Here is a 21,733-nt window from a genome sequence, read left to right on the forward strand (position 1 = left end):
GGGCCGCGGGAGCGCCGTCGGGGTGGCCGGAGCGGACGGGGCGCCCGGGGCCTCGGGCTCCGCGGGCCCGGTCGGCGGGGCCAGGCGCTGGAGGACGACGGCCAGGCGGGAGCCGCTGGTGCCGAGGCCGTGGACCAGATTCTGCAGCGCGGGGAGCAGTGACTGGGCGACATAGGAGAGGGCGCCGACGAGCGCGCCCGCGGTGACTCCGTGCGCCAGCAGCCACGGGGCCGTGACGAGCAGCAGGACGAGGGGGAGCTGCCCGCCGACGGTCAGGGACGCCACGCGCAGCACGCCCCAGCGCGCCAGCGAACGGGCCGCCCGCGTCTCGGAGTCGACGCGCGCATCCAGCTCGGCGCCCACCCGGGCCTCCGCGCCGGCCGCCGTGACGTCCCGCAGCCCCGCGCACACGACGCCCAGCCGGGCGGCGAGCTCCTCGTCCGCGAGGAGGAACGTCCGCTGCCGGCGCGCCAGCGGACGCAGCGTCACCACGAACAGGGCCACTCCGGCCGCCAGCGGCGGGGCGACCACCAGCAGGAGCAACGGGTCGAGCGAGCACAGCCCGACCAGCGCCCCCGCGGACGTGAACAGGAACGAGCGCGAGACCATCACCAGACCGGCGAAGGTGTCCCGGGCGATCTCCACCTGCTGGGTCAGCCCCGACAGCGCCGCGCCGTCCCCGTCCCGCACGCCCCGCCCCACGACGTTCCGTACGAGTCCGTCCCGGAGGGGTTCGACGAGCGCGGCGACGGCCCGGTACACCCGGCTCGTGCCGTACGCCCCGGCCAGCACGGCGAGTGCGGCGAGCGCGAGCCAGCCGAGCCCGACGTCCGAACGCCCCGCCAGGAACCCGTCGTCCAGGGCCCGCGCGGGCGCGTACCCCATGAGGAAGGTCTGTCCGGTCTCCACCACCGACCAGGCGGCCAGCCGCGCGACGACGGGCCACCGGGCGCCCAGGAACCGCAGCCCGCGCCGGTAGTAGGGGGTCACGGCCGCTCCTCCCCGACCCGTGCCGCCGCGGACGTCCGGGACGCGCCGTCGTCCCGCTGCCGTCCGGCGGCGAACAGGTCGCGGTATCCGGCCAGTCGCCACAGCCGCTCGTGCGGCCCGCACGCCCGGACCCGGCCACCGTCGAGCCACACCACCGCGTCGGCCCGTGCGGCCGTGGACACCCGGTGCGCGACGATCAGCCGGCTGCTCCCGGGAGCGGGCCGGAACAGGGCCTCGGCGATGTGGTGCTCGGTGACCGTGTCGAGGCTCGACAGGGCGTCGTCGAGGATCATCAGGCGGGCGTCCTGGGCGAACACCCGGGCCAGGCCGAGGCGTTGGGCCTCGCCGCCGGAGAGCGGGGCATCGGCGCAGCGGGTGGCGTACCCCTCGGGCAGCCGGCGCACGAAGGTGTCCGCGCGGGCCGTGCGGGCCGCGGCCACCACGCGGTCCCGGGACGGCGCGGAGAGGGCGAGGCCGATCGTGTCCGCGACGGTGTCACCGAGCAGGGCGGGGCGTTCGAAGGCGTGGCCGACCGCTCCACGCAGCTCGTCGCGGGTCAGTTCGCGCAGGGGCACCCCGTCGAGCAGGACCTCGCCGTCGTCCGGATCGGCCAGCCGGCCCGCGAGCGCCGCGAGCAGCGACTTGCCGGACCCGGACCGACCGACCACGGCCAGCGTGGACCCGCCGGGGACGAGCAGGTCGATCCCGTCGAGCACGACACGCCCGGCACGCCGGACGCTCACCCCGCGCAGCTCCAATCGGCCTTCCCCCGGCGGAAGTTCACCGCTTCCGTACGGGATCGGCGGCTCCTCCAGCAGCTCACCGAGCCGCCGCGCGGCCGCGCGCGCTCGGACCAGCCCGGACAACTGCCCGACCAGCACGCCCACTCCGGTGGCGAGCACGGCGTACCGGGACGCGGCGAGGACGTCACCGACCGACAGCCGATGGCGTACGAGCAGGACACCGGCGACGGCCAGCACCCCGATCTGCAGGAGCGGGGCGACGGCGACCGCCTGTGCGGCGGCGCGCCCCTGGACCTGCCACATCCGGCGGCCCTCCCGGGCGAGTTCGGGCAGTGGGCGCAGGATCCGGGCCGTCTCCCGGTCGGCGGTCCCGCCGGCGGCGATCGTACGGAACCCGCCGAGCGCCTCGGCCAGACCCGCCGCGATCCGGCCCTGGGCCTCCTGGTAGCGCGCCACGCAGCGCGACGAGTCGCGGGCGAAGGCACGCAGGAGCAGCGTGAGCACCGGGGCTCCCGCGAGGAACACCGCGGCGAGCAGGGGATCGACGAGCCAGAGCGCCACGACGGCACCGAGGGGGGCGGCCAGCGCGGCCAGCAGCGCGGCGGTGGTGGCGGGCGCCGTCCCGGCGTGGGCGGCGTTGCCGACCAGACGTGCCACGAGATCACCCGGCCCGAACCGGCCCGCGGCCCGCGGCCCGACGGCCAGCACGTGCCCGGTCAGCAGTTTGCGCAGCCATGCGGTGCCGCGGGCGTTCGTGGTCGCCGAGAGGACCGTCTCGACGGCGTCGAGCACGGCGAGCAGCAGGACGAGGGCGGCACAGGCGAGCACCCACGGGGTGGGTCGGCCGCCGGCGGGTCCGGCGAGCAGGAGATCGACGGCCCGGCCCAGCGCGGCCGGCAGCAGCAGGCTCGCGGCCGCGGCGGCCGTGGTCGTGAGGAAGAGGGCCGTGCAGCGGACTCGGCACTGCCGGGCCGTCGCGCGCGGCAGCCGGGCCGGGGGAGTCGTGCGGATGTCGTCCGGAGTGGTCACGCGGCGGAGCCCCTCGCATTCCCGGCGCGGCGAAGGACCCCGGACGGCCCCTCCCCGCAGAGGGGAGAGCGCCGCCCGGGGCCGTGCCCGCGCAGTGACGTCAGAGACAGAGCAGCACGCTCGCGGCGGAGACACAGGAGAGCAGGCTCACCGTGCTCGCGCCGCCGCCGCCCGTGTGCTCGTCGGACTCCATCGTCTGCAGGTCGAGAAGTGCCATCTCGTGTCCTTTCCCTTGGTCGGGGACGGGGTGTGTCGGGCCACGGCTCCGCCACGTCGCGCAGCCGTGTGTGGTTCACGACTCCGTCGTGTCGCGGAGCCGCGTGCGGGGGCCGCCGTCGAGCGGCGGCAGGAACGGCAGTCCGGAGGGGACCTCGTCGCCCAGGGCCGCGCCCAGTGCGAGCAGGCACCCTGCCGTTCCGGTGCCCAGGTCCATGGAGAGCCGCATCATCTGGTGTCCGGGGAAGGCCAGCCGGCCTCGGTACGCCATCGCGAACCAGCCGAGCCCGGCCACCTGTTCGGCGAGCCGCTCGGGGCGGGCCCCCGGAACGTCGGTGCGGCCGAGGTGCAGGATCATCCCGGCGCGGCCCTGGAAGAGACCCGGCTGCGCGTAGAACCGCGAGGTCGCTGCGGTCAGGACGGCGGCGCGCGCCCGCTCGAACTCCGGCGGCGCCCCGTCCGGCGCGAGCGCCGCGTAGTCGTCGAGGACCATTCCCAGCCCGGCGCTGCCGTCCCCGAGGTAGGGGAGCGTGCGCCAGCCCTCGTCGACCTCCAGGCCGCCGCCCTTCTGGACGACACAGCAGTCCAGGTCGAGCCGCAGCGCCGCGGCGGCCGCGTCGAGGAGCCCGGGGTCGCCGGTGGCCTCGTACCGCCGCAGCAGGAACAGCGCGGGGCCGCTCGCGCCGCGCAGCAGTCCGGCGCGCCGACGGGGAGCGTCGGGCCGTGCCTCGGCGAGCCGTCCGACGAGCAGGTCCGCGGCCTCGGCGGCGTGCCGTCCCAGCTCCGGTTCGCCGGTCGTGCGGGCCAGATGGCCGAGGACCAGGCCGAGCCCGGCGAGTCCGCCGTGCAGACCGGACGACAGGTTCTGCCATCGCTCCGCGAGGATCCGCTCGACCAGGTCGAGCGCCCGCCGCCGGTGGCCGAGCTCCTCGAGGACGTACGCGACGCCCGCGAGCCCGTCGTACAGGCCGAGCGGTGTGCCGACCGGCGGGGGATCGGTGTGGTCGAGCAGCCAGCGCTCGCCCGCCTCGTAGCGCCCGGCCCCTGTCACGGCCAGCGCGTACAGCACACCCGCGGCCCCGTGCGCGAGTCCCAGCCCGCCGCCGTCGGAGAACTGTGCGATGTCCCCGGGGAAGAGCCGGTCGTCGCGCTCGGGAGTGGCCGACGCCAGGATCGCCGCGGCCATCGAGTCACGGCTGCGGGGCCAGTCGCCGGGGTCGGGGAGCGCGGAGACCGGTCCCCGGAGGGAAGCCGCGGACGGAGGCGCGCCCGCCCCTTGCTCCCCGGGGACCGGCGTGGACGGGCCGGCGTGGTCACCGCCGCTCCCCGCGCCCGGCGCCCGCCGGCCACGATCGTCGTCCGTGGTCCCGGAGACGGCCTCCGCCGGGGCCCGACGGCCGCGACCGTCGCCGGTGATCTCGCGGACGGCCTCGGCCAGGAACTCCTCGGGCACGTCCGGGAACTGCCCGGCGATCACCTCCGCCAGATGGGCGGCCTTGTGACGGTCGACCACGAAGAGCGTGGTGACCGGCATGAACAGCGCGAGCCGCAGGCACGCCAGCGCGTACCGGTCGACGGCGGTGCCCGTCCGGTCCGGCGGTGCGAAGAAGCCCGGGTGGGCGACCACCTGACGGCCGTTCTCCTCGACCGGAGCCGCGGCCTCGAAGTCCAGCAGGCGCACGGACTCCTCGTCGGGCGCGACCATGATGTTGAAGACGTGCAGGTCGTTGAAGACGATCCCGCGCCCGTGCACCGCCTCGACGGCCTCCTCGACGGCACGGTGGATGCGCAGCGCCCACGCGGTGTACGAGGCGACGGCCGCCGGGTCGGGTTCCGGGGTGAGCAGCGGGTGCCGCTCGGCGAAGTACGCGTTGAGGGGCCGCCCCTCGACGAAGTCCATGACGAGGAAGCGGTGGTCGCCCAGGGTGAACCAGTCCCGTACCTCCGGCACCACGCCCAGCCCGGACACCCGCTCCAGCGCGTGCTTCTCCCGCTCCAGGCGGGCGATCGCGTCGGCGCCGTCCGCGGCGAGCCCGGCGTGCGGCCGGCCCTCCTTCAGGACGACCTTGCGCCCGTCACGGGTGTCCGTGCCGGCGTACACCCCACCGCCGTTGGAGAAGTGCAGGGCCTTCTCGATGCGGTACGGCAGTTCGCCGACGGTCGTCGTGTTCCGGGCCGCGAGCTGCGGCTCCAGGAAGGCGGGCAGGGTCACCCACTCCGGTACCTGGAACGAGGGCTGCCGCCGGTCCGGCACGAGCCGTCCCCCGCCGTCGCGCACGGCCGGGACGAGCGTGCCGCGCTCGTCGACGACGAAGGAGCGCGCGAAGGCGCCGTACCGCACGTAGAGCGGCCCCTCGTTCCAGCGCAGATCGGTCAGCACGTACGGCCCCTCGAAGCCTTCCAGCAGGTCGCCGAGCTCGCGCAGCACCTGGTGGAGCTGTTCGTCGTCCGCCGGATAGACCGTCACGAACTTTCCGCTCGTGTCGCGGGCGGCGTACTTGGCGTTGCGCAGGTGCAGCAGATGCGGACCCGGTACGAACTTGAAGGGGATCAGCCGGGGCACGCAGTAGTCCCACACGATCCGGGCGATCTTCTCCGCGTTGTCCCGGGTGGCCGAGACGTGGACCTTCCAGCCCTGGGCCGGTCCCGGCAGCGGAGCGCCGTCCCGGTCGACGGGCGTCAGCGTCAGCCAGTCGCCGATCCGCGCCGCGCGCCAGCCTTCCGGCACCTCGCGCGTCGCCGTCCGGTATGCGGGAGGAGCGCTCCCGCCGCCGGCCATCCGGTCCGGAGTCTCGTAGAAGTGTCTGTCGGCCAGCGCGTAGACCTCGTACCGCTTGTCCATGCCATGTCCCCCTCGGCCCTGTGCCACCGAGCCTTCCAGCCGGCCGGGGGCGCGGACAGTCACGCCTGTCACCACATCACCGTGCGGAACGCATGCGTCAAGACCTGTTCGAGTGCGTTCGGACATCCCGGCTCCCCTGCAGGCCCGACAGGTCCGGAACGGTCACAGGGGCTGCGCGAGCGCTCCGGAAGCGCTGTAATGACGGACGTGGTCAGTGAGGGCGCTACGGGACGCAGAACGCGAACGCCGCGTGCCGAACTTGCCCTCAAGACGCTCGCCGCCGACCTGGACCCGCGGGAGCGGCTGCGCCGCGTCCTCGAACAGGCGCTCGTCTTCACCCCCGCGACCTTCGTCGCCGTCTATGCGCCCGGCCCGGGCGGTGACGAACTGCACCTCGCCGAGTCGGCCGGAGTGCCCAGGACGCTGTACGGGCTGCGGGACCGCTATCCCCTGTCCGGCGGATCCCCGGCAGCCGAGGCACTGCGCTCGGGCCGGCCCCGTCACCTCGGGCCCGGGGAACTCGCCCGCTGCGCCGACGCCCCGCGGCTGCCGTCCCAGGACGTCTCGCTCGCCGCGCACCCCCTGCGGGACGGCGGCTGTCTGATCGCCGTCACCGAGGATCAGGACGGCTTCGGCGGCGAGGACCGCGACTGCCTGGGCCTGGTCGCGGACGCCGCCGTCTGTCCGCCGCCCGCCGAGGCCGAGGGCGCCGAGGAACTGCCGACCAGCCAGTTCAGCCTGTCCATGGACACCGGGCAGGTCGAGGTCGACGACGACGTACTGCACCTGTTCGGACTGGACCCCGCCGACTTCGACGGCAAGGTCGAGACGCTGCTGTCGATGACCGTGCCCGAGGACCTGCCTTCACTGATGTCCATGGTGGAGGCGGACCACATGTCCATCGGCGACCGGGAGCTGGAGTTCCGCATCCTCCAGCCCTCCGGCGGGCACAAGTGGCTCCGGATGCGCGCACGGCTGCTGCCCACGGCCGAGGGCGGCTCCGCCCGCCTCGTCGGCACCGTCTCCGACGCCTCGAAACTGCGGGCCGGCGTCAACGACGTGACGCGCGTCCAGCGGCTCGCCGCCGCCCTGGCGACCGCAGGCACCGTCCGGGACGTCGGCAAGGCCGTGGTCGCGGCCCTGCGCAAACCCCTCCAGGCCGACCGGATCGCCCTCGCGGAGCTGGAGGGCGACCGCCTCGTCGTCACCGTCCTGGACCCGCCCGAGCCCGAGTACTGGCCCGAGCTGTGGCGCACCGAATGGCGCACGGAGTGGCCCGACGCCCCGGTCCGCGCGATGCCGACGCTCGCGACCGCCCTCAACGAGGGCCGGCCCGCCGTCTGGCCCGCCGGGGCACCCCTGGAACCCGCGCTCGCCGAGGTCGGACCCGGCGGTCTCGCCGTGCTGCCGCTGCCCGCGGGCGGACGCATGGCCGGAGCCTGCCTCATCGGCTGGGACACCCCGCACGAGTTCAGCCCCGAGGAGCGCGCCCTGCTCACCGCGTCCGCGGGCCTCGCCGGCCAGGCCCTGGTGCGCGCCCACGCCTTCGACGCCGAGCACGAACTGATCGGCATGCTCCAGCGCACCCTGCTCCCGCGCCGTCTGCCACGGCTGCCGGGCGCGGTCGCCGTAGCCCGCTACCTGCCGACCACGGCGGGCCTGGAGGTGGGCGGCGACTGGTACGACGTGATCCCGCTGCCCGACAACCACGTCGCCCTGGTCATCGGCGACGTCCAGGGGCACAACGCGTCCGCCGCCACCCTGATGGGCCAGATGCGCACGGCCCTGCGCGCCTACGCCGTCGAGGGCCATCCCCCCGACGTCGTGGTCTCGCACGCCAACCGGCTCCTGATGGACCTGGAGACCGATCTCTTCGCCACCTGCTGCTACGTCGACGTCGACATGGAGGAGGGCTCCGCCTGGTACGTCCGTGCCGGACACCTCCCGCCGGTGCTGCGTCACCCGGACGGCAGTACCGAGGTCCCCGAATCGGAGACCGGGCCCCCGCTGGGGGTCGTCGCGCAGGCCGACTTCCCGATGAGCGCGCTGCGCTTCCAGCCCGGCACGATCGTCGCGCTGACCACGGACGGGCTCGTGGAGTCCGTCGAGATCGACATCGAGGACGGCCTGGACCGGCTGGCCAGGGGCCTCGCGGCGTCCGACCCCGGCCACCTCGGGCTCGTCGCCGACGGACTGCTGGCCCACGCCAACCGCAGCGACGACGTCGCCCTGCTCCTGATGCGCTACGACGGCATGGCCCGGCGACCGCTCCGCGAGAGCTGGACCATCTGGCGCGTCCCCGAAGCCGTCCGGCACGCCCGGCGCTTCACCAAGCGGACGCTGCGGTCGTGGGGCGTCGACGACGAGGTCGACGCCGTGCTCCTCGTGGTCTCCGAACTCGTCACCAACGCGCTCGTCCACACCGGCGGCCAGGTCAGACTCGACCTCACCCTCATCAACCACCGGCTGCGGATCGCCGTCGCCGACAACTCGCCGCGAACCCCGATCAAGCCCACCAGCATCGGCTGGGAGGCCACCGGAGGCCGCGGCATCCTCCTGGTCGAGGCCATGTCGGCGGCGTGGGGGACGGTGCCGGTGAGCGGCGGCAAACAGGTGTGGAGCGAGATCCTGCTCGGCGAGTGACGGGTGCGGAAGGAGTACCCCTGTCGGTCGGCGGGTGGCCCGCGGACGGTGTGCGCCTGCTTCCCCGTGGGTGACACCCTGGCTGCGTGCGCCTCCTGCTGATGTCCGACACCCACCTCCCGAAGCGGGCGAGACAACTTCCCGCCGCCCTCCTGGCCGAACTCCCGCGCGCCGACGTCGTCGTGCACGCGGGCGACTGGGTGGACACCGCCACCCTGGACCTGCTGGAGGACCGCTCCCGCACCCTCATCGGCGTGTACGGCAACAACGACGGACCCGCCCTGCGCGCCCGCCTCCCCGAGGTCGCCCGCGCCGACCTGGGCGGCCTGCGCCTCGGAGTGGTCCACGAGACCGGTGCCGCCAAGGGCCGCGAGCAGCGCTGCGCGGACCGCTTTCCCGATCTCGACGTCCTGGTCTTCGGACACAGCCACATCCCCTGGGACACGACCGCCCCTACGGGGCTGCGCCTGCTCAACCCGGGCTCCCCGACCGACCGCCGCCGCCAGCCCGACTGCACGTACATGACCGCGACGGTCACGGACGGTCGGCTGTCCGAGGTGACCCTGCACCGGCTGCCGCCGCGCACGCCGGGCTCCGGGAGCTGAGCGGTCCGGGGAGCCCGGCGCGATCCGGCCGACGGCACCGCCCTGGGCGAGCGCGGCAACCGGTCAGCGGCGCCGCACCCGCCGTCGTATGCGCAGGAGCACCAGGACCGCCACGACGGCCGCGGCGACCGGCGCGAGACGTTTGACGACCGGCACCCCCGCCGTGCCGAACAGGTCGATCGGCTCCGCCTCCGGACGCGCCGTCACCGCCGGCCCGTCGAGCCGTCCGGCCTCGGCGGGCGGGGCGGCCCCGGATCCCGCGTCGGAGCTGTGCCCGGCCTCCGGGACAGCCGGGACCGGCGATCGCTCCGCACCGCCCAGCCGTTCCGCGAGACAGTCGGCGAACCGCCCGACCAGCCTGTCGCCCACCTCCGCCATCACGCCCCGCCCGAACTGCGCCGGCCGTCCCGTCACCGTCAGATCGGTACGGACCGACACGAGCGTGCCGTCCGCCCGTCCGTCGAGCGTGCCCGTGACCCGGGCCCGCGCCGTGCCCTGGCCGCGGGCCTCCTTGCCGGTGGCGACCAGTACCAGCCGGTGGGCCTCCGCGTCCTGTTCCTCGAAGACCGCGCTGCCCCGGTACGTCAGGGTGATCGGCCCGACCTTGACCTTCACCGAGCCGGTCACGGTCTTGCCGTCGTACTCCTCCACCGTCGTGCCCGGCATGCACGGGGCGACGCGCTCGATGTCGAGGAGCACGTGCCACGCCTCCTCGACCGGAACGGGGACCGTGAACTCGTGGTGCAGATCCATCATTTCCTCCTGGACCGGAATCGCGCGGAGCCCGCCGGGACCCGGCTACCTCGGATGAATCGCCCCGGCCGTCGCCGTCAGGGGCGTCCCGGTGCCGCCCCAGCGCAACGCGACGATCTCCGCGGCGACGGACACGGCCACTTCCTCGGGCGTGCGCGCGCCGAGGTCGAGACCGACGGGTGAGCGCAGCCGGGACAGTTCACGCTCGGTCAGGCCCGCCTCGGCCAGCCGTTCCCTGCGTTCGTCGTGCGTACGACGGCTGCCCATCGCCCCGATGTACGCGGCCGGCCGGCGCAGGGCCTCCTCCAGCAGGGGCACGTCGAACTTCGGGTCGTGCGTGAGGACGCAGATCACGGTGCGTGCGTCGGTCGTCGTCCCGCCCAGATAGCGGTGCGGCCAGTCGACCACGACCTCGACCCCCGGCGGGAACCGCTTCGGCGTGGCGAAGACCGGGCGGGCGTCGCACACGGTGACGCGGTAGCCGAGGAAGTCGCCGATGCGGGCGACCGCCGCCGCGTAGTCGATCGCGCCGAAGACCAGCATGCGCGGCGGCGGCGCGAAGGAGTGGAGGAAGACGCTCACCGCGTCCTCGCGGCGCTCGCCGTGCGGGCCGTAGTGCCGCTGTCCGGTGGCGCCGAGGGCCAGTTCGCCCCGCGCGTCGGCGGTGACGGCGACGTCCAGGCCGGTCGTGCCCAGCGAGCCGGCCACTCCGGCGGCCCCTGCCGTCGCCGCGCCGGACCGCGTAGCCGTGCCCGCTCCCGGCGCCGCTGCCGTACCGGGCATGACTGCCGGGCCTCGCCCGGACACGGTGCCGGCGCCCGCCAGCGTGTCCGTCCCCGACGCACTGCCCGTGCCCGTGCCATGGCCCGTGCCCGAAGCCGTGTCCGTGCCCGGCGCCGCCCCAGCCCTCGCGCCCGAGTCCTGCGTCGCCCCCGCCCTTGCGTCCGAGTCCTGCGTCGCCCCCGCCCTTGCGTCCGAGTCCTGCGTCGCCCCTGCCTTTGCGCCCGAGTCCGACGCCGGGCTCGGTCCGGATTCGGCGTCGGGCCAGACGGCGAGCGTGGCGCCGCGCGGCGCCGGTCCGTCGATCACCGTCGCGACGGTCACGGGGCGGCCCGCGGCCACCGACTCGGCCACCGCCGCGAAGGCCGGGTCGTCGGCCGGCGACACCCGGCGCACGAGCACCGTGATCTCGCCGCCGCAGGTGAGCCCGACGGCGAACGCGTCCTCGTCGCTGTATCCGAAGGTCTCCAGCCGCGCCTCGCCCGACGCGACGACCTCCCGCGCGAGTTCGAAGACCGCGCCCTCCACACAGCCGCCGGACACACTGCCCACGACCTCGTCGCCGGGACCGACCGCCATGGCCGCGCCGGGGTCGCGGGGCGCGCTCCGGCTGACCGCGACCACCGTGGCGAGTCCGAAGGGGGACCCGGCCGCGTACCACTCGTGCAGCGCCGGGAGGATCTCACGCATCGTGCGCTCCCTCCACCGTGGGACACGTCTCCCTCAAGGGTCCGCTCCTCTCACCACCGCCGCCAGACGCTCCAGCGCGGCCAGGCTGTGCCCCTCGACGAACGCGTCCACGCTCGGCAGCGCGGCCGCCATTCCGGCGGCCAGGGGTGCGTAACCGGGGCGGGCCTTGCGCGGATTGGCCCAGATCACCCGGTGCGCGAGCCGGTGCAAGCGTCGCATCTGCCCCGCGAGCAGGGCCGGATCGCCACGCTCCCAGCCGTCCGAGAGCAGCACCACCACCGCCCCGCGCGCCATGCCGCGGCCGCCCCAGCGATCGAGGAAGCCCCGCAGCAGTTCGCCGAGCCGGGTGCCGCCGCGCCAGTCGGGCACGGCCGCCGCGAGGGCCGCCATCGCCGTGTCGGGATCGCGGTGCCCGAGTTCCCGGGTGACCCGGGTCAGCCGGGTGCCGATCGTGAACACCTCCGTGCGGCTGCCGCGCGAGGCGGCGTGCGCGAACCTCAGCAGCGCGTCCGCGTACGGGCCCATCGAACCGCTGACGTCCACGAGCAGGACGATCCGCCGCGGGCGCTCCAGCCGGGTGTGCCGCGGCAGCCGGGCCGGTTCACCGCCGCGCCGCAGCAGCTCCCGGACCGTGCGCCGCGGGTCCACGTCGCCGCGCCGCGAAGGGTGCCGCCGGGCGGAGCGCCGCGTCTCGCCGCGCGGCCGGAACGCGGCCAGCAGCCTGCGCAGTTGCTCCCGCTCGGCCGCCGTCAGCCCGGCGATGTCACGATGGCGCAGTACGTCGGCCGGGTCGGCCCGCACGGGTGTGGGCACGGCGGTGTCCGGGCCTGACCGTGTCGCCCCGCGCGGCTGGGCCCCGGGGGCCCGCACGACCGTGCGTCGCCGGGGCGGCGGAACGGGGCGCGGCGGCGGGCGGCTCGTGTCCCGCCCGGCGAAGTACGCGGCGAAGACCCGGTCGTAGCGCTCCAGGTCGTCGCGGCTTCCGCACAGGGTGAGCCGCCCCGCCCAGTACACGTCGAACCGTCCGGCCGGGTCGAGGAGGGCGAGCGCGCCGAGCAGGGCCTGCACACGGTCGGGTCCCGCGTCGACCCGGGCCGCGCGCAGGGCCCGTGCGAAGCCCACGAGCACCGCGGTGGCGTCGGCAGCGCCGACCGGTGCGCCCGGCGGCGGGGCACCGGCGCCTCCGGGAGCGTACGGGCGCCGTGGGCCGGGACCGTCGCCCGGCACGGCCTGCTGTCGGGTCCCTGCGCGGCCGGCGCGCGGGTCGGTGCCGTCCACGCCGTCTCACCCCTCCCGTGCCGCGAGGATCGCCGAGAGGTCCAGTCCCCGGGCCCGGTCCGCGTCCTCGCGGTACTTGAGGGCGGAGCCCAGTGTGACGACGGCCAGTTCGGCGTCCACCTCGGTCGCGCCGAGTGCGTGCAGGGCCCGTGCCCAGTCGATCGTCTCCGCGACCCCGGGCGGTTTGAGGAGATCCTCGGAGCGCAGCGCCTGCACCAGGGCGGTGACCTGCTCGGCGAGCCGGTCGGTGACCTCCGGCAGTCTCCTCCTCACGATGGAGAGCTCGCGGGCGAACCCGGGATGGTCGAACCAGTGGTACAGGCACCGTCGTTTCAGGGCGTCGTGCACCTCGCGGGTGCGGTTGGAGGTCAGGACCACGACGGGCGGCGACTCGGCGCGCAGCGTGCCCAGTTCGGGGACGGTGACCGTGTACTCGGACAGCAGCTCCAGCAGGAACGCCTCGAACTCGTCGTCCGCGCGGTCGACTTCGTCGACGAGCAGAACGGACGGCTGTGTCTCCAGCGCCCGCAGGAGGGGCCGCGCGAGAAGGAACCGCCGGTCGTACAGCTCGGCTTCGAGCCGGTCCGCGTCCGTGACGCCCGCCGTCTCGGCGGCCCGCAGATGCAGGAGCTGGCGCGGGAAGTCCCAGTCGTACAGCGCCTGGGACGCGTCGATGCCCTCGTAGCACTGGAGCCGGATCAGCGGCGCGCCGGTGGCCTCGGCGAGGGCGGACGCGAGCGCGGTCTTGCCCACGCCCGCGTCGCCCTCGCAGAACAGCGGCCGGTGCAGCCGCAGGGCCAGGAAGCAGGCCACGGCCAGCCCGTCGTCGACGAGGTACCCCGTCTTCTCCAGGCGGGCCCGCACCTCGTCCGGACCGCTCGGGCCGTCCGTGGTCATGGCGGCGATGGGCTCCTCACCCCATCCCGGCGGCGGCGAGCACCGCGCGCCGGGTGAGCACCCGGGCGAGGTGCGCACGGTACTCGGGCGACGCCGACGGGTCGGACGAGGGACGGGTGCCGTCCGCCGCCGTCTCGGCCGCCCGACGCACCGCGCCCACCGCGGTGGCGCCCGTCAGCGCCTCCTCGGCGGCCTCGGCGCGCAGGGGAGTCGAGCCCATGTTGGTGAGGCCGATCCGCGCCTCGGCGATCCGCCCGTCGTCGCGCCGTACGAGTGCGGCCACCCCGACGACCGCCCATGCCTGCGCGACGCGCTGGAACTTCTCGTAGTGGAAGCCCCAGTCGTCGCGGGCCGGGATCTCCACCTGGACCAGCAGTTCGTCCGGCCGCAGCGCGGTCTGGAGGTAGTCGACGAAGAACTCACGGGCCGGGATGGACCGCCGCCCGCCCGGCCCCACGGCGACGAGGGTCGCGTCCAGCGCGAGGATCACGGCGGGCAGGTCGCCGGCCGGGTCGGCGTGCGCGAGGGATCCCCCGAGCGTGCCGCGATGGCGTACGGCCGGGTCCGCGACGGTGGCGGTGGCCGCGGCGAGCAGCCCCGCGTGCCGGCGCACCCGCGGGTCGCGGACGACGTCGTGATGGGTGGTCATCGCTCCGATGACCAGGGTGCCTTCGTCCTCGCGGATCCCGCGCAGTTCCGGTATCCGCCCCACGTCGACGACGAGTTCGGGGAACGCCAGCCGCAGGCGCAGCAGGGGCAGCAGGCTCTGCCCGCCGGCCAGCACCTTCGCGTCCTCGCCCCCGTCGGCGAGCGTGCGCACCGCCTCGTCGACGCTGGTGGGCCTCGTGTACTCGAATGCCGGGGGAATCATGCCGACGCCTCCTTCGCGGACTCCGCGGACTCCGCGGACGCGGTGGGGCCGCCGGAGGAGTGCCCGTCGGACCGCGCGGCGCGGAGGGCATCCCAGACCCGCTGCGGGGTGCAGGGCATCGCGACCTCGCTCACCCCGAGCGGACGCAGCGCGTCCACGATCGCGTTGACGACGGCGGGCGTCGAGGCGATGGTGCCCGCCTCACCGACTCCCTTGGCGCCCAGGGGGTTCGACGTCGCGGGCGTCTCCGTCCGGTCCGTCACGAAGGCGGGCAGGTCGGCCGCGGAGGGCACGAGGTAGTCGGCCATCGTGCCGGAGACGAGGTTGCCCTCGTCGTCGTAGACGGCCTCCTCGTACAGGGCCTGAGCGATGCCCTGCGCGATCCCCCCGTGCACCTGACCTTCGACGATCATCGGGTTGACGACCCGCCCGACGTCGTCGACGCTGACGTACGAGCGGATGGTGGTCCGCCCGGTCTCGGTGTCGACCTCGACGGCGCACAGGTGCGTGCCGTGCGGGTAGGAGAAGTTGTCCGGGTCGACGAGATGCTCGGCGTTGATGGTGGGTTCCATGCCGTCGGGCAGGTCGTGCGAGGAGAACGTCTCGAAGGCGATCTCCTGGATGGACCTGCGCGCCTCGGGCGATCCCTTCACCGAGAACACGCCGTGCGTGAACTCCAGGTCGTCCTCGCTCGCTTCGAGCAGGTGCGCGGCCACCTTCCGCGCCTTCTCCACCACCTTCTCGGCGGCGCGGTGGACGGCGGCCCCGCCCACCACGAGCGATCGCGAGCCGTAGGTGTCCATGCCCTGCGGAGCCGCCTTGGTGTCGCCGTGCACCACCTCGACATCATCGAAGGGCACCCCCAGCACGTCGGAGGCGATCTGGCTCCAGCAGGTGACGTGGCCCTGCCCGTGCGGGCTGGTGCCGGTGACCACCTCGACCTTGCCGGTCGGCAGCATGCGGATGCTCGCCGCCTCCCAGCCCCCGGCCGCGTACCGCAGATCGCGGAGCACCCGGCTCGGCGCGAGCCCGCACATCTCGGTGTAGGTGGACACTCCGATGCCCAGACGCACCGTTTCGCCGCTCTCGTTGCGCTTGCGCTGCTCGGCGCGCAGTTCGTCGTACCCGAAGAGCGCGAGCGCCTTGTCCGTGGCCGCCTCGTAGTTGCCGCTGTCGTACGTCAGCCCCGCGATCGCCGTGTAGGGGAACTCCTCGTGGCCGATCCAGTTGCGGCGCCGCAACTCGACCGGGTCCAGGCCGAGTTCCACGGCCAGCTCGTCCATGATCCGTTCGATGGCGTACGTCGCCTCGGGGCGTCCCGCGCCGCGGTAGGCGTCCGTCGGCGTGCGGGTGGTGAACACGCCGGTGCACGTGAAGTCGTAGGCGTCCATCTTGTAGATCGCGGGGTACATGAACGCGCCGAGGATCGGGATGCCCGGGGTGACGAGCATCAGGTAGGCGCCCATGTCGGCGAGCAGATCGACCTTGAGGCCGAGCAGCCTGCCCTCCCGGGTGGCGGCGATCTCCACGTCCTGGATCATGCCGCGGCCGTGGTGGGTCGCGAGATAGCCCTCGGATCGCGACTCGGTCCACTTCACCGGCCGTCCGAGGCGACGGGCGACGGCGAGGGCGAGGGCCTCCTCGCCGTACACCTGGAGTTTGGAGCCGAAGCCGCCGCCCACGTCCGGGGCGATCACGCGCAGTTTGTGCTCGGGGACCCCGGTGACCGTGGCCAGCATGATCCGCAGGATGTGCGGGATCTGGGTGGCGGAGTGGACGGTGTATTCGCCGGACGCGGCGAGCGGCGTGACGACGACCGATCGCGGTTCCATCGCGTTGGGGATGAGCCGCTGCTGCACGTAGCGCCGGCGCAGGACGACGTCGGCGCGGTGCCGCACCGTCGGGTACTCCTCGCCGGTGGCCAGCGGCCACACGTAGCAGCGGTTGGTGCCCTTGTCGGAGTGGACCAGCGGCGCGTCCTCGGCGAGCGCGGCCTCCAGGTCGAGGACGGGCGGCAGTTGCTCGTAGTCGACCTCGACGGCCTCCAGCGCGTCGGCGGCGGCGTACCGGTCCCGGGCCACGACGACCGCCACCGGGTCACCCGCGTAGCGGACCTCGTCGACCGCGATCGGCGGGTGGTCGGGCAGCACCATGTCCTCGGTGACGGGCCAGGCGCAGGGCAGCGAGCCGAGGCCCGCGGCGAGGTCGCGGCCGCCGAACGCGGCGACGACGCCGGGCTGTTCGAGCGCGGGCGAGACGTCGATCCGCCGGATGCGGGCGTGGGCCATCGGGCTGCGCAGGATCGCCAGGTGCAGCAGCCCGTGGACGTCGATGTTGTCGGTCCAGGTGGTCTGGCCGGTGACGAGGTGGGCGTCCTCCTTGCGCGGCCGGGACCGGCCGACCTCGCGTTCGGTGACCTGGTCGCTCATGTCGTGGCCTCCTGTCCGGAGGCGGCGAGGACCGCGCGCACGATGTTCTGGTAGCCGGTGCACCGGCAGAGGTTGCCCTCCAGGGCCTCCCGCACCTCCTGCGGGTCCGGCGCCGGGTTCTCGCGCAGGAGATCGCGGGCCGCCATGATCATCCCGGGGGTGCAGTAGCCGCACTGGAGCGCGTGCCGCTCGTGGAACGCCTTCTGCAGCGGATGCCACTCCCCGTCCCGAGCCAGGCCCTGGACGGTGGTCACCTCGCCCGAGTCGGCCTGGACCGCGAGCACGGAGCAGCTCTTGACCGTCTCCCCGTCGAGGTCCACCGTGCAGGCCCCGCAGTTGGAGGTGTCGCAGCCGATCGGGGTGCCGGTCAGGCCCAGCCGGTCACGCAGATAGTGGATCAGCAGGAGACGGGGTTCCACCTCGTCCTCGTACGTCGTGCCGTCCACCTTCACCGAGATACGGGTCATGTGCCCTCCCAGGGAACCGTGCGAGGGAATGGGTGCAGGGCGGCAGCCACCCGAGCGGACATCGGCCGCCGACGTGATGGGCGTCACTCTAGGACCGTGTTCCGGGTCGGGGGAGTGCCGCGGCAGGCATTTGTTGAGCGTTAATCCGTTGCCGCCGCACACGGCCGCCTGCTGCACTGCTGGGGACGCGTCCACAGGATCGAGGAGCAGCAATGCGCACACCGTTCATGTCCACCCAGGAAGGAACCACTCCCACTTCGAAGGACATGACACCCGGTGCACTTGCTGAACCTGGGAATTCTGGCGCACGTAGACGCCGGTAAGACGAGCCTGACCGAGCGGCTGCTGCACTCGGTCGGAGTCATCGACGAGATCGGCAGCGTCGACGACGGCAGCACCCGAACCGATTCCCTCGCGCTGGAGCGGCAGCGCGGCATCACCATCAAATCAGCCGTCGTCTCCTTCGCGATCGACGACGTCACCGTCAATCTCATCGACACCCCCGGCCACCCGGACTTCATCGCCGAGGTGGAGCGGGTGCTCGGCGTCCTCGACGGCGCAGTCCTCGTCGTCTCGGCGGTGGAGGGCGTCCAGGCGCAGACCCGTGTCCTGATGAGGACGCTGCGGCGGCTGCGCATCCCGACGCTGATCCTCGTCAACAAGATCGACCGGAGCGGCGCACGGTGCGCGCACGTCCTGGAGCAGATCGCCGAGCGGCTCACACCGGCGATCGTCCCGATGGGCGAGGCCGTCGCCCCGGGCACGCGCGCTGCCCGCTTCACCCCCTTCGACGACGACCGTCTGCGCACCCCGCTGCTCGACCTGCTGGCGCGGCACGACGACGAACTGCTCGCGGCCTATGTCGAGGGCGACGTCACGGCCGGCCGGCTGCGCGCCGATCTCGTCCGGCAGACCGGGCGGGCGGAGGTCCACCCGGTGTTCTTCGGCTCGGCAGTGACGGGCGCGGGCATCGGCGAACTGATCGGCGGCATCAAGGAGTTGCTGCCCGCCGCCGAAGCCGATGGCGGGGGCCCGGTCTCGGGCACCGTCTTCAAGGTCGAACGCGGAGCGGCCGGGGAGAAGATCGCGTACGCGCGGATGTTCTCCGGGACGCTGCGCACCCGCGACCGGCTGACCATCGGCGGCGGCGAGGAGGCGAAGGTCACCGCCATCAGCGTCTTCGACCGCGGGACCGACGTCCGTGAGGACGCCGTGGCCGCCGGCCGGATCGGCAAACTGTGGGGGCTCGGCGGCATCCGGATCGGCGACGCCATCGGTGTGCCGCGCACGACGGCGGCCGGACACCACTTCTCGCCGCCGACGCTGGAGACCGTCGTCGTCCCGGCGAGCCCGGTCGACCGCGGCCCACTGCATCTCGCCCTCTCCCAGCTGGCCGAACAGGACCCGCTGATCGACGTGCGGCACGACGAGGTGCGATCGGAGGTCTCCGTGTCGCTCTACGGGGAGGTGCAGAAAGAGGTCGTCCAGGCCACGCTGGCCGACGAGTTCGGTCTCGACGTCACATTCCGCGAGACCACGCCGCTGTGCGTCGAACGGCCCGTGGGCTCGGGCACCGCGGTCGAGTTCAACAAGAAGGACCCCAATCCGTTCCTCGCGACCGTCGGACTGCGCATCGACGCCGCGCCGGTCGGTTCCGGCGTCTTGTTCGGCCTGGAGGTCGAACTCGGCGCCATGCCCTACGCGTTCTTCAAGGCGGTCGAGGACACCGTCCGCGAGACGCTCGGCCAGGGACTGCACGGCTGGGAGGTCACCGACTGCACGGTGACCATGACGCACTGCGGCTACTCGCCCCGGCAGAGCCACGCCCACCAGGGCTTCGACAAGAGCATGTCCAGCACGGGCGCCGACTTCCGCGGGGTGACCCCGCTGGTGGTGATGAACGCGCTGCGCCGGGCCGGCAGTCAGGTGTACGAGCCGATGCACCGGTTCGTCCTGGAGGTCCCGGCGGACACGCTCGCGGCGGTGCTGCCCCTGTTGGCGAGCGGGCGTGCCGTCCCGCGGAGCACGGAGGTGCGCGGCACGGCCTGCGTCCTGGAGGGCGTCGTCCCGGCCGCCCGGGTGCACGGACTGGAGCAGCAGCTGCCGGGGCTGACACGGGGCGAGGGCGAGCTGGAATCGGCCTTCGACCACTACGCGCCCGTCGCCCGCGGCGAGGTCCCGGACCGGCCGCGCACCGACCTCAACCCGCTGGACCGGAAGGAGTACCTGCTGAATCTGACGCGCCGGGTCGGTGGATGAGGTGTGCGGGGCACGGCCGGTCACGGGGCCGGCCGTGCCCCGCACCGGAGCCGGCGGAACGGTCAACCGGCCGACGGTCCCGTCCAGTTCGCCTCCACGTGGCCGAGGCGCACACGCTGCGGGTGGTCGCCGACCGCCACCGACACCCTCTTCTGCCCGGTGGCGAAGTCGATGGCGGTGACCTGGTCGGCACCGCTCTCGGAGACGACACAGTCCTTGCCGTCGCCGCTGACGGTCGCCCAGTACGGCTTGGACGCGGTGACGAGCGGGCCCTCCTGGAGGGTGTCGCGGTCGACGACGGTGGCGTAGTCGTCCATCGTGCCCGCGACGCACAGCTTGGTGCCGGAGGGGTTCATCGAGATGCCGTGGTGGCGGGAGTCGTTCACCCACGTCGTACGGTCGGTGCTGGTGGCGGGGTTCTTCGGGAGGGTCTTCACCCGGGTGATCCGGTCGGAGGCGACGTCGTACTCCAGGAAGCCGTTGAAGAACGACACCTGGAAGTAGAGCTTGGACTCGTCGGGCGAGAAGACGGCGGGGCGGACCGCGTCCGAGTAGTCCTTGAGCCCGATCGCGTCGAGCCGCTCGCGCATGTCGATCACCTTGACCTGCCGGAAGGTGGTCGCGTCGACGACGGTGATGCGCCGATCGCCCTTCGTCCAGTCCAGCCACGGGTCGTCGAGAGCGGTGTTGACGTCCCCGATGGCCATGTTCCAGATGTACTTGCCGTCGCGGGTGAAGATGTTCTCGTGCGGCTTGTCCCCGGTGGCGAAGGAGCCGAGCTGTCTGCCGGTGGTGATGTCGAGGACGTGCACGGTGTTCGCGGTCGAGGCCGAGACCGCCACGCGTGTGCCGTCGGGGGAGACGGCCATGTGGTCGGAGCGGTAACCGGCCACCGGGAAGCGCCAGTTGATCCGGCCGCTGGCCAGGTCGATCGAGACGACGTCGGCGAAGCTCGGGCGGGAGACCACCACGGACCTGCCGTCGGGCGTCGAGTACATGTCGTCGGCGAACTGGTCGTGGCCCTCGCCGACGCCGTTGCGGATGGCCATGAAGTAGATCCACTTGATGGGGTCGGCGTTGATCGCCGCGAGCCGCTCGGCCTTGTCCGGGATGACGTCGACACGGCCGATCTTCGCGAAGTCGCCGGTGGAGCGGATGACGTCGGCGGTGCCGTCCCAGTTGTTGCCGACGAACATCACCTCGCGCAGGTCGGCGGCCGACGCCTGCGCCGAGTCCGTGCCGGCGGCGGTCGCCGTGCCGCCGAGCGTGAAGGTGAGGGTGAGGGCGGCGGCCAGGGAACAGAGGTGTCCGGGTCTGAGGACAGACATGGGTGGGTCCTTGTCGTTGTGGGGAGTGCTGGTGGCTTGGGCATGACAAGGGAAATTCTGAACACGCCCGCGTTCAGAGTTGACTTACTGGAAAGTAAGGAGGGGGCGGCTCTCTCCACAAGGGTCCGTACACGACAAAATCGTCAAGAGTGAACAACGCGTCGGCACAGGGGAGCACCCGTGCGCCGGAGAGCGGGGACGCTGGAGCGGTGAGTGCCGCAGCGGCGGGGGAGGCGGGCATGACGGGCAGGCTCAGACAGCCGACCGGCCGCTACGGGGGCAGGACCGCCGCGGAGCGGCAGGCCGAGCGGCGCCGCCGCTTCATGGACGCCGCGCTTCAGCTGTTCGGTGACAGCCCCGGCTTCCGGTCCACCACCGTCGCCGCGCTGAGCGAGGCGGCGGGACTGTCCACGCGCCAGTTCTACGAGGAGTTCCGCACCCTGGAGGACGTGCTGGCGGCCCTGCACCTCCAGGTCAACGACTGGGCGGAGGAAGCGGCGCTGGCTGCGTTGGCCGACGCCCGGGACCTGCCGCTCGCCGAGCGGGCCACCGCGATCTTCCGCGCGTACGCGGCGAACGTGACGGGCGACCCGCGCCGCATCCGCATCACCTTCGTCGAGATCATCGGTGTGAGCCCGCGGTTGGAGGAGCAGCGGCTGGCCCGCCGCGCCCGCTGGGTGGACTTCATCTGCGCGGAGGCCGCCACCGCCGCGGCACGCGGGGAGGCGGCCGCGCGGGACTACCGCATCGCCGCCACCGCCTTCATCGGAAGCGTCAACGGCCTGCTCCACGACTGGCGCGCGGGCTGGGTGGACGCCACGCTCGACGAGGTGGTCGAGGAACTGGTCCGGCAGCTCCTCGCCATCCTGCGTCCGGCGGGCTGGCCGTCGACGGAGGACTAGGCGGTCCCTTC

15 protein-coding genes and 1 pseudogene are annotated in these 21,733 nt (G+C 73.7%); 4 read left to right on the plus strand and 12 right to left on the minus strand.

Going from position 1 to position 21,733, the window contains the following annotated elements; translation table 11 throughout:
• From BKI49_RS34300 to lanKC, 4 genes and pseudogenes are all read right to left on the minus strand, one after another.
• A pseudogene (locus BKI49_RS34300) lies at window positions 1–990 on the minus strand (ABC transporter ATP-binding protein); the annotation flags it as partial.
• The gene (locus BKI49_RS34305; protein WP_095938221.1) at window positions 987–2,762 is read right to left on the minus strand and encodes an ATP-binding cassette domain-containing protein; all 1,776 of its coding nucleotides are present in this window, start codon (window positions 2,760–2,762) and stop codon (window positions 987–989) included. The gene BKI49_RS34305 and the pseudogene BKI49_RS34300, both read right to left, overlap by 4 nt.
• Window positions 2,763–2,862: 100 nt before the next feature.
• Window positions 2,863–2,979 (minus strand): SapB/AmfS family lanthipeptide, encoded by a 117-nt coding sequence (locus tag BKI49_RS34310; protein WP_010988897.1) that lies wholly within the window; start codon window positions 2,977–2,979, stop codon window positions 2,863–2,865.
• Between the two features lie 75 nt (window positions 2,980–3,054).
• Window positions 3,055–5,820, minus strand: a complete 2,766-nt coding sequence (gene lanKC / locus BKI49_RS34315; RefSeq protein ID WP_095938222.1) for a class III lanthionine synthetase LanKC — start codon at window positions 5,818–5,820, stop codon at window positions 3,055–3,057.
• Between the two features lie 207 nt (window positions 5,821–6,027).
• Here lanKC and BKI49_RS34320 point away from each other — a divergent pair, with 207 nt between their 5' ends.
• Window positions 6,028–8,463 (plus strand): SpoIIE family protein phosphatase, encoded by a 2,436-nt coding sequence (locus tag BKI49_RS34320; RefSeq protein ID WP_095938258.1) that lies wholly within the window; start codon window positions 6,028–6,030, stop codon window positions 8,461–8,463.
• An 86-nt stretch (window positions 8,464–8,549) separates the two neighbouring features.
• The gene (locus BKI49_RS34325) at window positions 8,550–9,068 is read left to right on the plus strand and encodes a metallophosphoesterase family protein (RefSeq protein ID WP_095938223.1); all 519 of its coding nucleotides are present in this window, start codon (window positions 8,550–8,552) and stop codon (window positions 9,066–9,068) included.
• A gap of 63 nt (window positions 9,069–9,131) precedes the next feature.
• Here the strand turns inward: BKI49_RS34325 and BKI49_RS34330 are convergent, their stop codons facing one another.
• The 7 genes from BKI49_RS34330 to BKI49_RS34360 are packed head-to-tail and all read right to left on the minus strand — an operon-like array spanning window position 9,132 to window position 17,233.
• A complete protein-coding gene (locus tag BKI49_RS34330; protein WP_095938224.1) occupies window positions 9,132–9,821 on the minus strand; it encodes an SRPBCC family protein in 690 nt (229 codons plus the stop codon).
• Window positions 9,822–9,866: 45 nt separating this feature from the next.
• Window positions 9,867–11,291 (minus strand): XdhC family protein, encoded by a 1,425-nt coding sequence (locus BKI49_RS34335; protein ID WP_095938225.1) that lies wholly within the window; start codon window positions 11,289–11,291, stop codon window positions 9,867–9,869.
• Window positions 11,292–11,324: 33 nt separating this feature from the next.
• Window positions 11,325–12,569, minus strand: a complete 1,245-nt coding sequence (locus BKI49_RS34340) for a vWA domain-containing protein (protein ID WP_373557631.1) — start codon at window positions 12,567–12,569, stop codon at window positions 11,325–11,327.
• Window positions 12,570–12,575: 6 nt separating this feature from the next.
• Window positions 12,576–13,466, minus strand: a complete 891-nt coding sequence (locus tag BKI49_RS34345; RefSeq protein ID WP_095938226.1) for an AAA family ATPase — start codon at window positions 13,464–13,466, stop codon at window positions 12,576–12,578.
• A gap of 16 nt (window positions 13,467–13,482) precedes the next feature.
• Window positions 13,483–14,337, minus strand: coding sequence for an FAD binding domain-containing protein (locus BKI49_RS34350; protein ID WP_095938227.1), 855 nt, complete (start codon window positions 14,335–14,337; stop codon window positions 13,483–13,485).
• Complete coding sequence (locus BKI49_RS34355; protein WP_095938228.1) at window positions 14,334–16,766, minus strand: xanthine dehydrogenase family protein molybdopterin-binding subunit; 2,433 nt, start codon at window positions 16,764–16,766, stop codon at window positions 14,334–14,336. The genes BKI49_RS34350 and BKI49_RS34355 overlap by 4 nt, the downstream gene beginning before the upstream one ends.
• Entirely contained in the window at window positions 16,763–17,233 is a 471-nt protein-coding gene (locus BKI49_RS34360; protein ID WP_095938229.1) for a (2Fe-2S)-binding protein, read from the minus strand. The genes BKI49_RS34355 and BKI49_RS34360 overlap by 4 nt, the downstream gene beginning before the upstream one ends.
• A 276-nt stretch (window positions 17,234–17,509) precedes the next feature.
• Here BKI49_RS34360 and BKI49_RS34365 point away from each other — a divergent pair, with 276 nt between their 5' ends.
• On the plus strand, window positions 17,510–19,492 hold the full coding sequence (locus BKI49_RS34365) for an elongation factor G (protein WP_095938230.1): 1,983 nt from the start codon (window positions 17,510–17,512) through the stop codon (window positions 19,490–19,492).
• Between the two features lie 62 nt (window positions 19,493–19,554).
• Here the strand turns inward: BKI49_RS34365 and BKI49_RS34370 are convergent, their stop codons facing one another.
• The gene (locus tag BKI49_RS34370) at window positions 19,555–20,820 is read right to left on the minus strand and encodes a YncE family protein (RefSeq protein WP_095938231.1); all 1,266 of its coding nucleotides are present in this window, start codon (window positions 20,818–20,820) and stop codon (window positions 19,555–19,557) included.
• A gap of 239 nt (window positions 20,821–21,059) precedes the next feature.
• Here BKI49_RS34370 and BKI49_RS34375 point away from each other — a divergent pair, with 239 nt between their 5' ends.
• Entirely contained in the window at window positions 21,060–21,722 is a 663-nt protein-coding gene (locus BKI49_RS34375; protein WP_095938232.1) for a TetR/AcrR family transcriptional regulator, read from the plus strand.
• Window positions 21,723–21,733 lie beyond the last annotated feature (11 nt).

Source organism: Streptomyces sp. Tue6028 (genome assembly GCF_002300165.1).
Classification (GTDB): domain Bacteria; phylum Actinomycetota; class Actinomycetes; order Streptomycetales; family Streptomycetaceae; genus Streptomyces; species Streptomyces siamensis.

Excerpts from the sequence above, each read along its gene's own strand:
- BKI49_RS34370 (WP_095938231.1), bottom strand. The coding sequence starts at position 20,820 with ATGTCTGTCCTCAGACCCGGACACCTCTGTTCCCTGGCCGCCGCCCTC.
- lanKC (WP_095938222.1), bottom strand. The coding sequence starts at position 5,820 with ATGGACAAGCGGTACGAGGTCTACGCGCTGGCCGACAGACACTTCTAC.
- BKI49_RS34345 (WP_095938226.1), bottom strand. The coding sequence starts at position 13,466 with ATGACCACGGACGGCCCGAGCGGTCCGGACGAGGTGCGGGCCCGCCTG.
- BKI49_RS34355 (WP_095938228.1), bottom strand. The coding sequence starts at position 16,766 with ATGAGCGACCAGGTCACCGAACGCGAGGTCGGCCGGTCCCGGCCGCGC.
- BKI49_RS34330 (WP_095938224.1), bottom strand. The coding sequence starts at position 9,821 with ATGGATCTGCACCACGAGTTCACGGTCCCCGTTCCGGTCGAGGAGGCG.
- BKI49_RS34335 (WP_095938225.1), bottom strand. The coding sequence starts at position 11,291 with ATGCGTGAGATCCTCCCGGCGCTGCACGAGTGGTACGCGGCCGGGTCC.
- BKI49_RS34350 (WP_095938227.1), bottom strand. The coding sequence starts at position 14,337 with ATGATTCCCCCGGCATTCGAGTACACGAGGCCCACCAGCGTCGACGAG.
- BKI49_RS34310 (WP_010988897.1), bottom strand. The coding sequence starts at position 2,979 with ATGGCACTTCTCGACCTGCAGACGATGGAGTCCGACGAGCACACGGGC.
- BKI49_RS34360 (WP_095938229.1), bottom strand. The coding sequence starts at position 17,233 with ATGACCCGTATCTCGGTGAAGGTGGACGGCACGACGTACGAGGACGAG.
- BKI49_RS34375 (WP_095938232.1), top strand. The coding sequence starts at position 21,060 with ATGACGGGCAGGCTCAGACAGCCGACCGGCCGCTACGGGGGCAGGACC.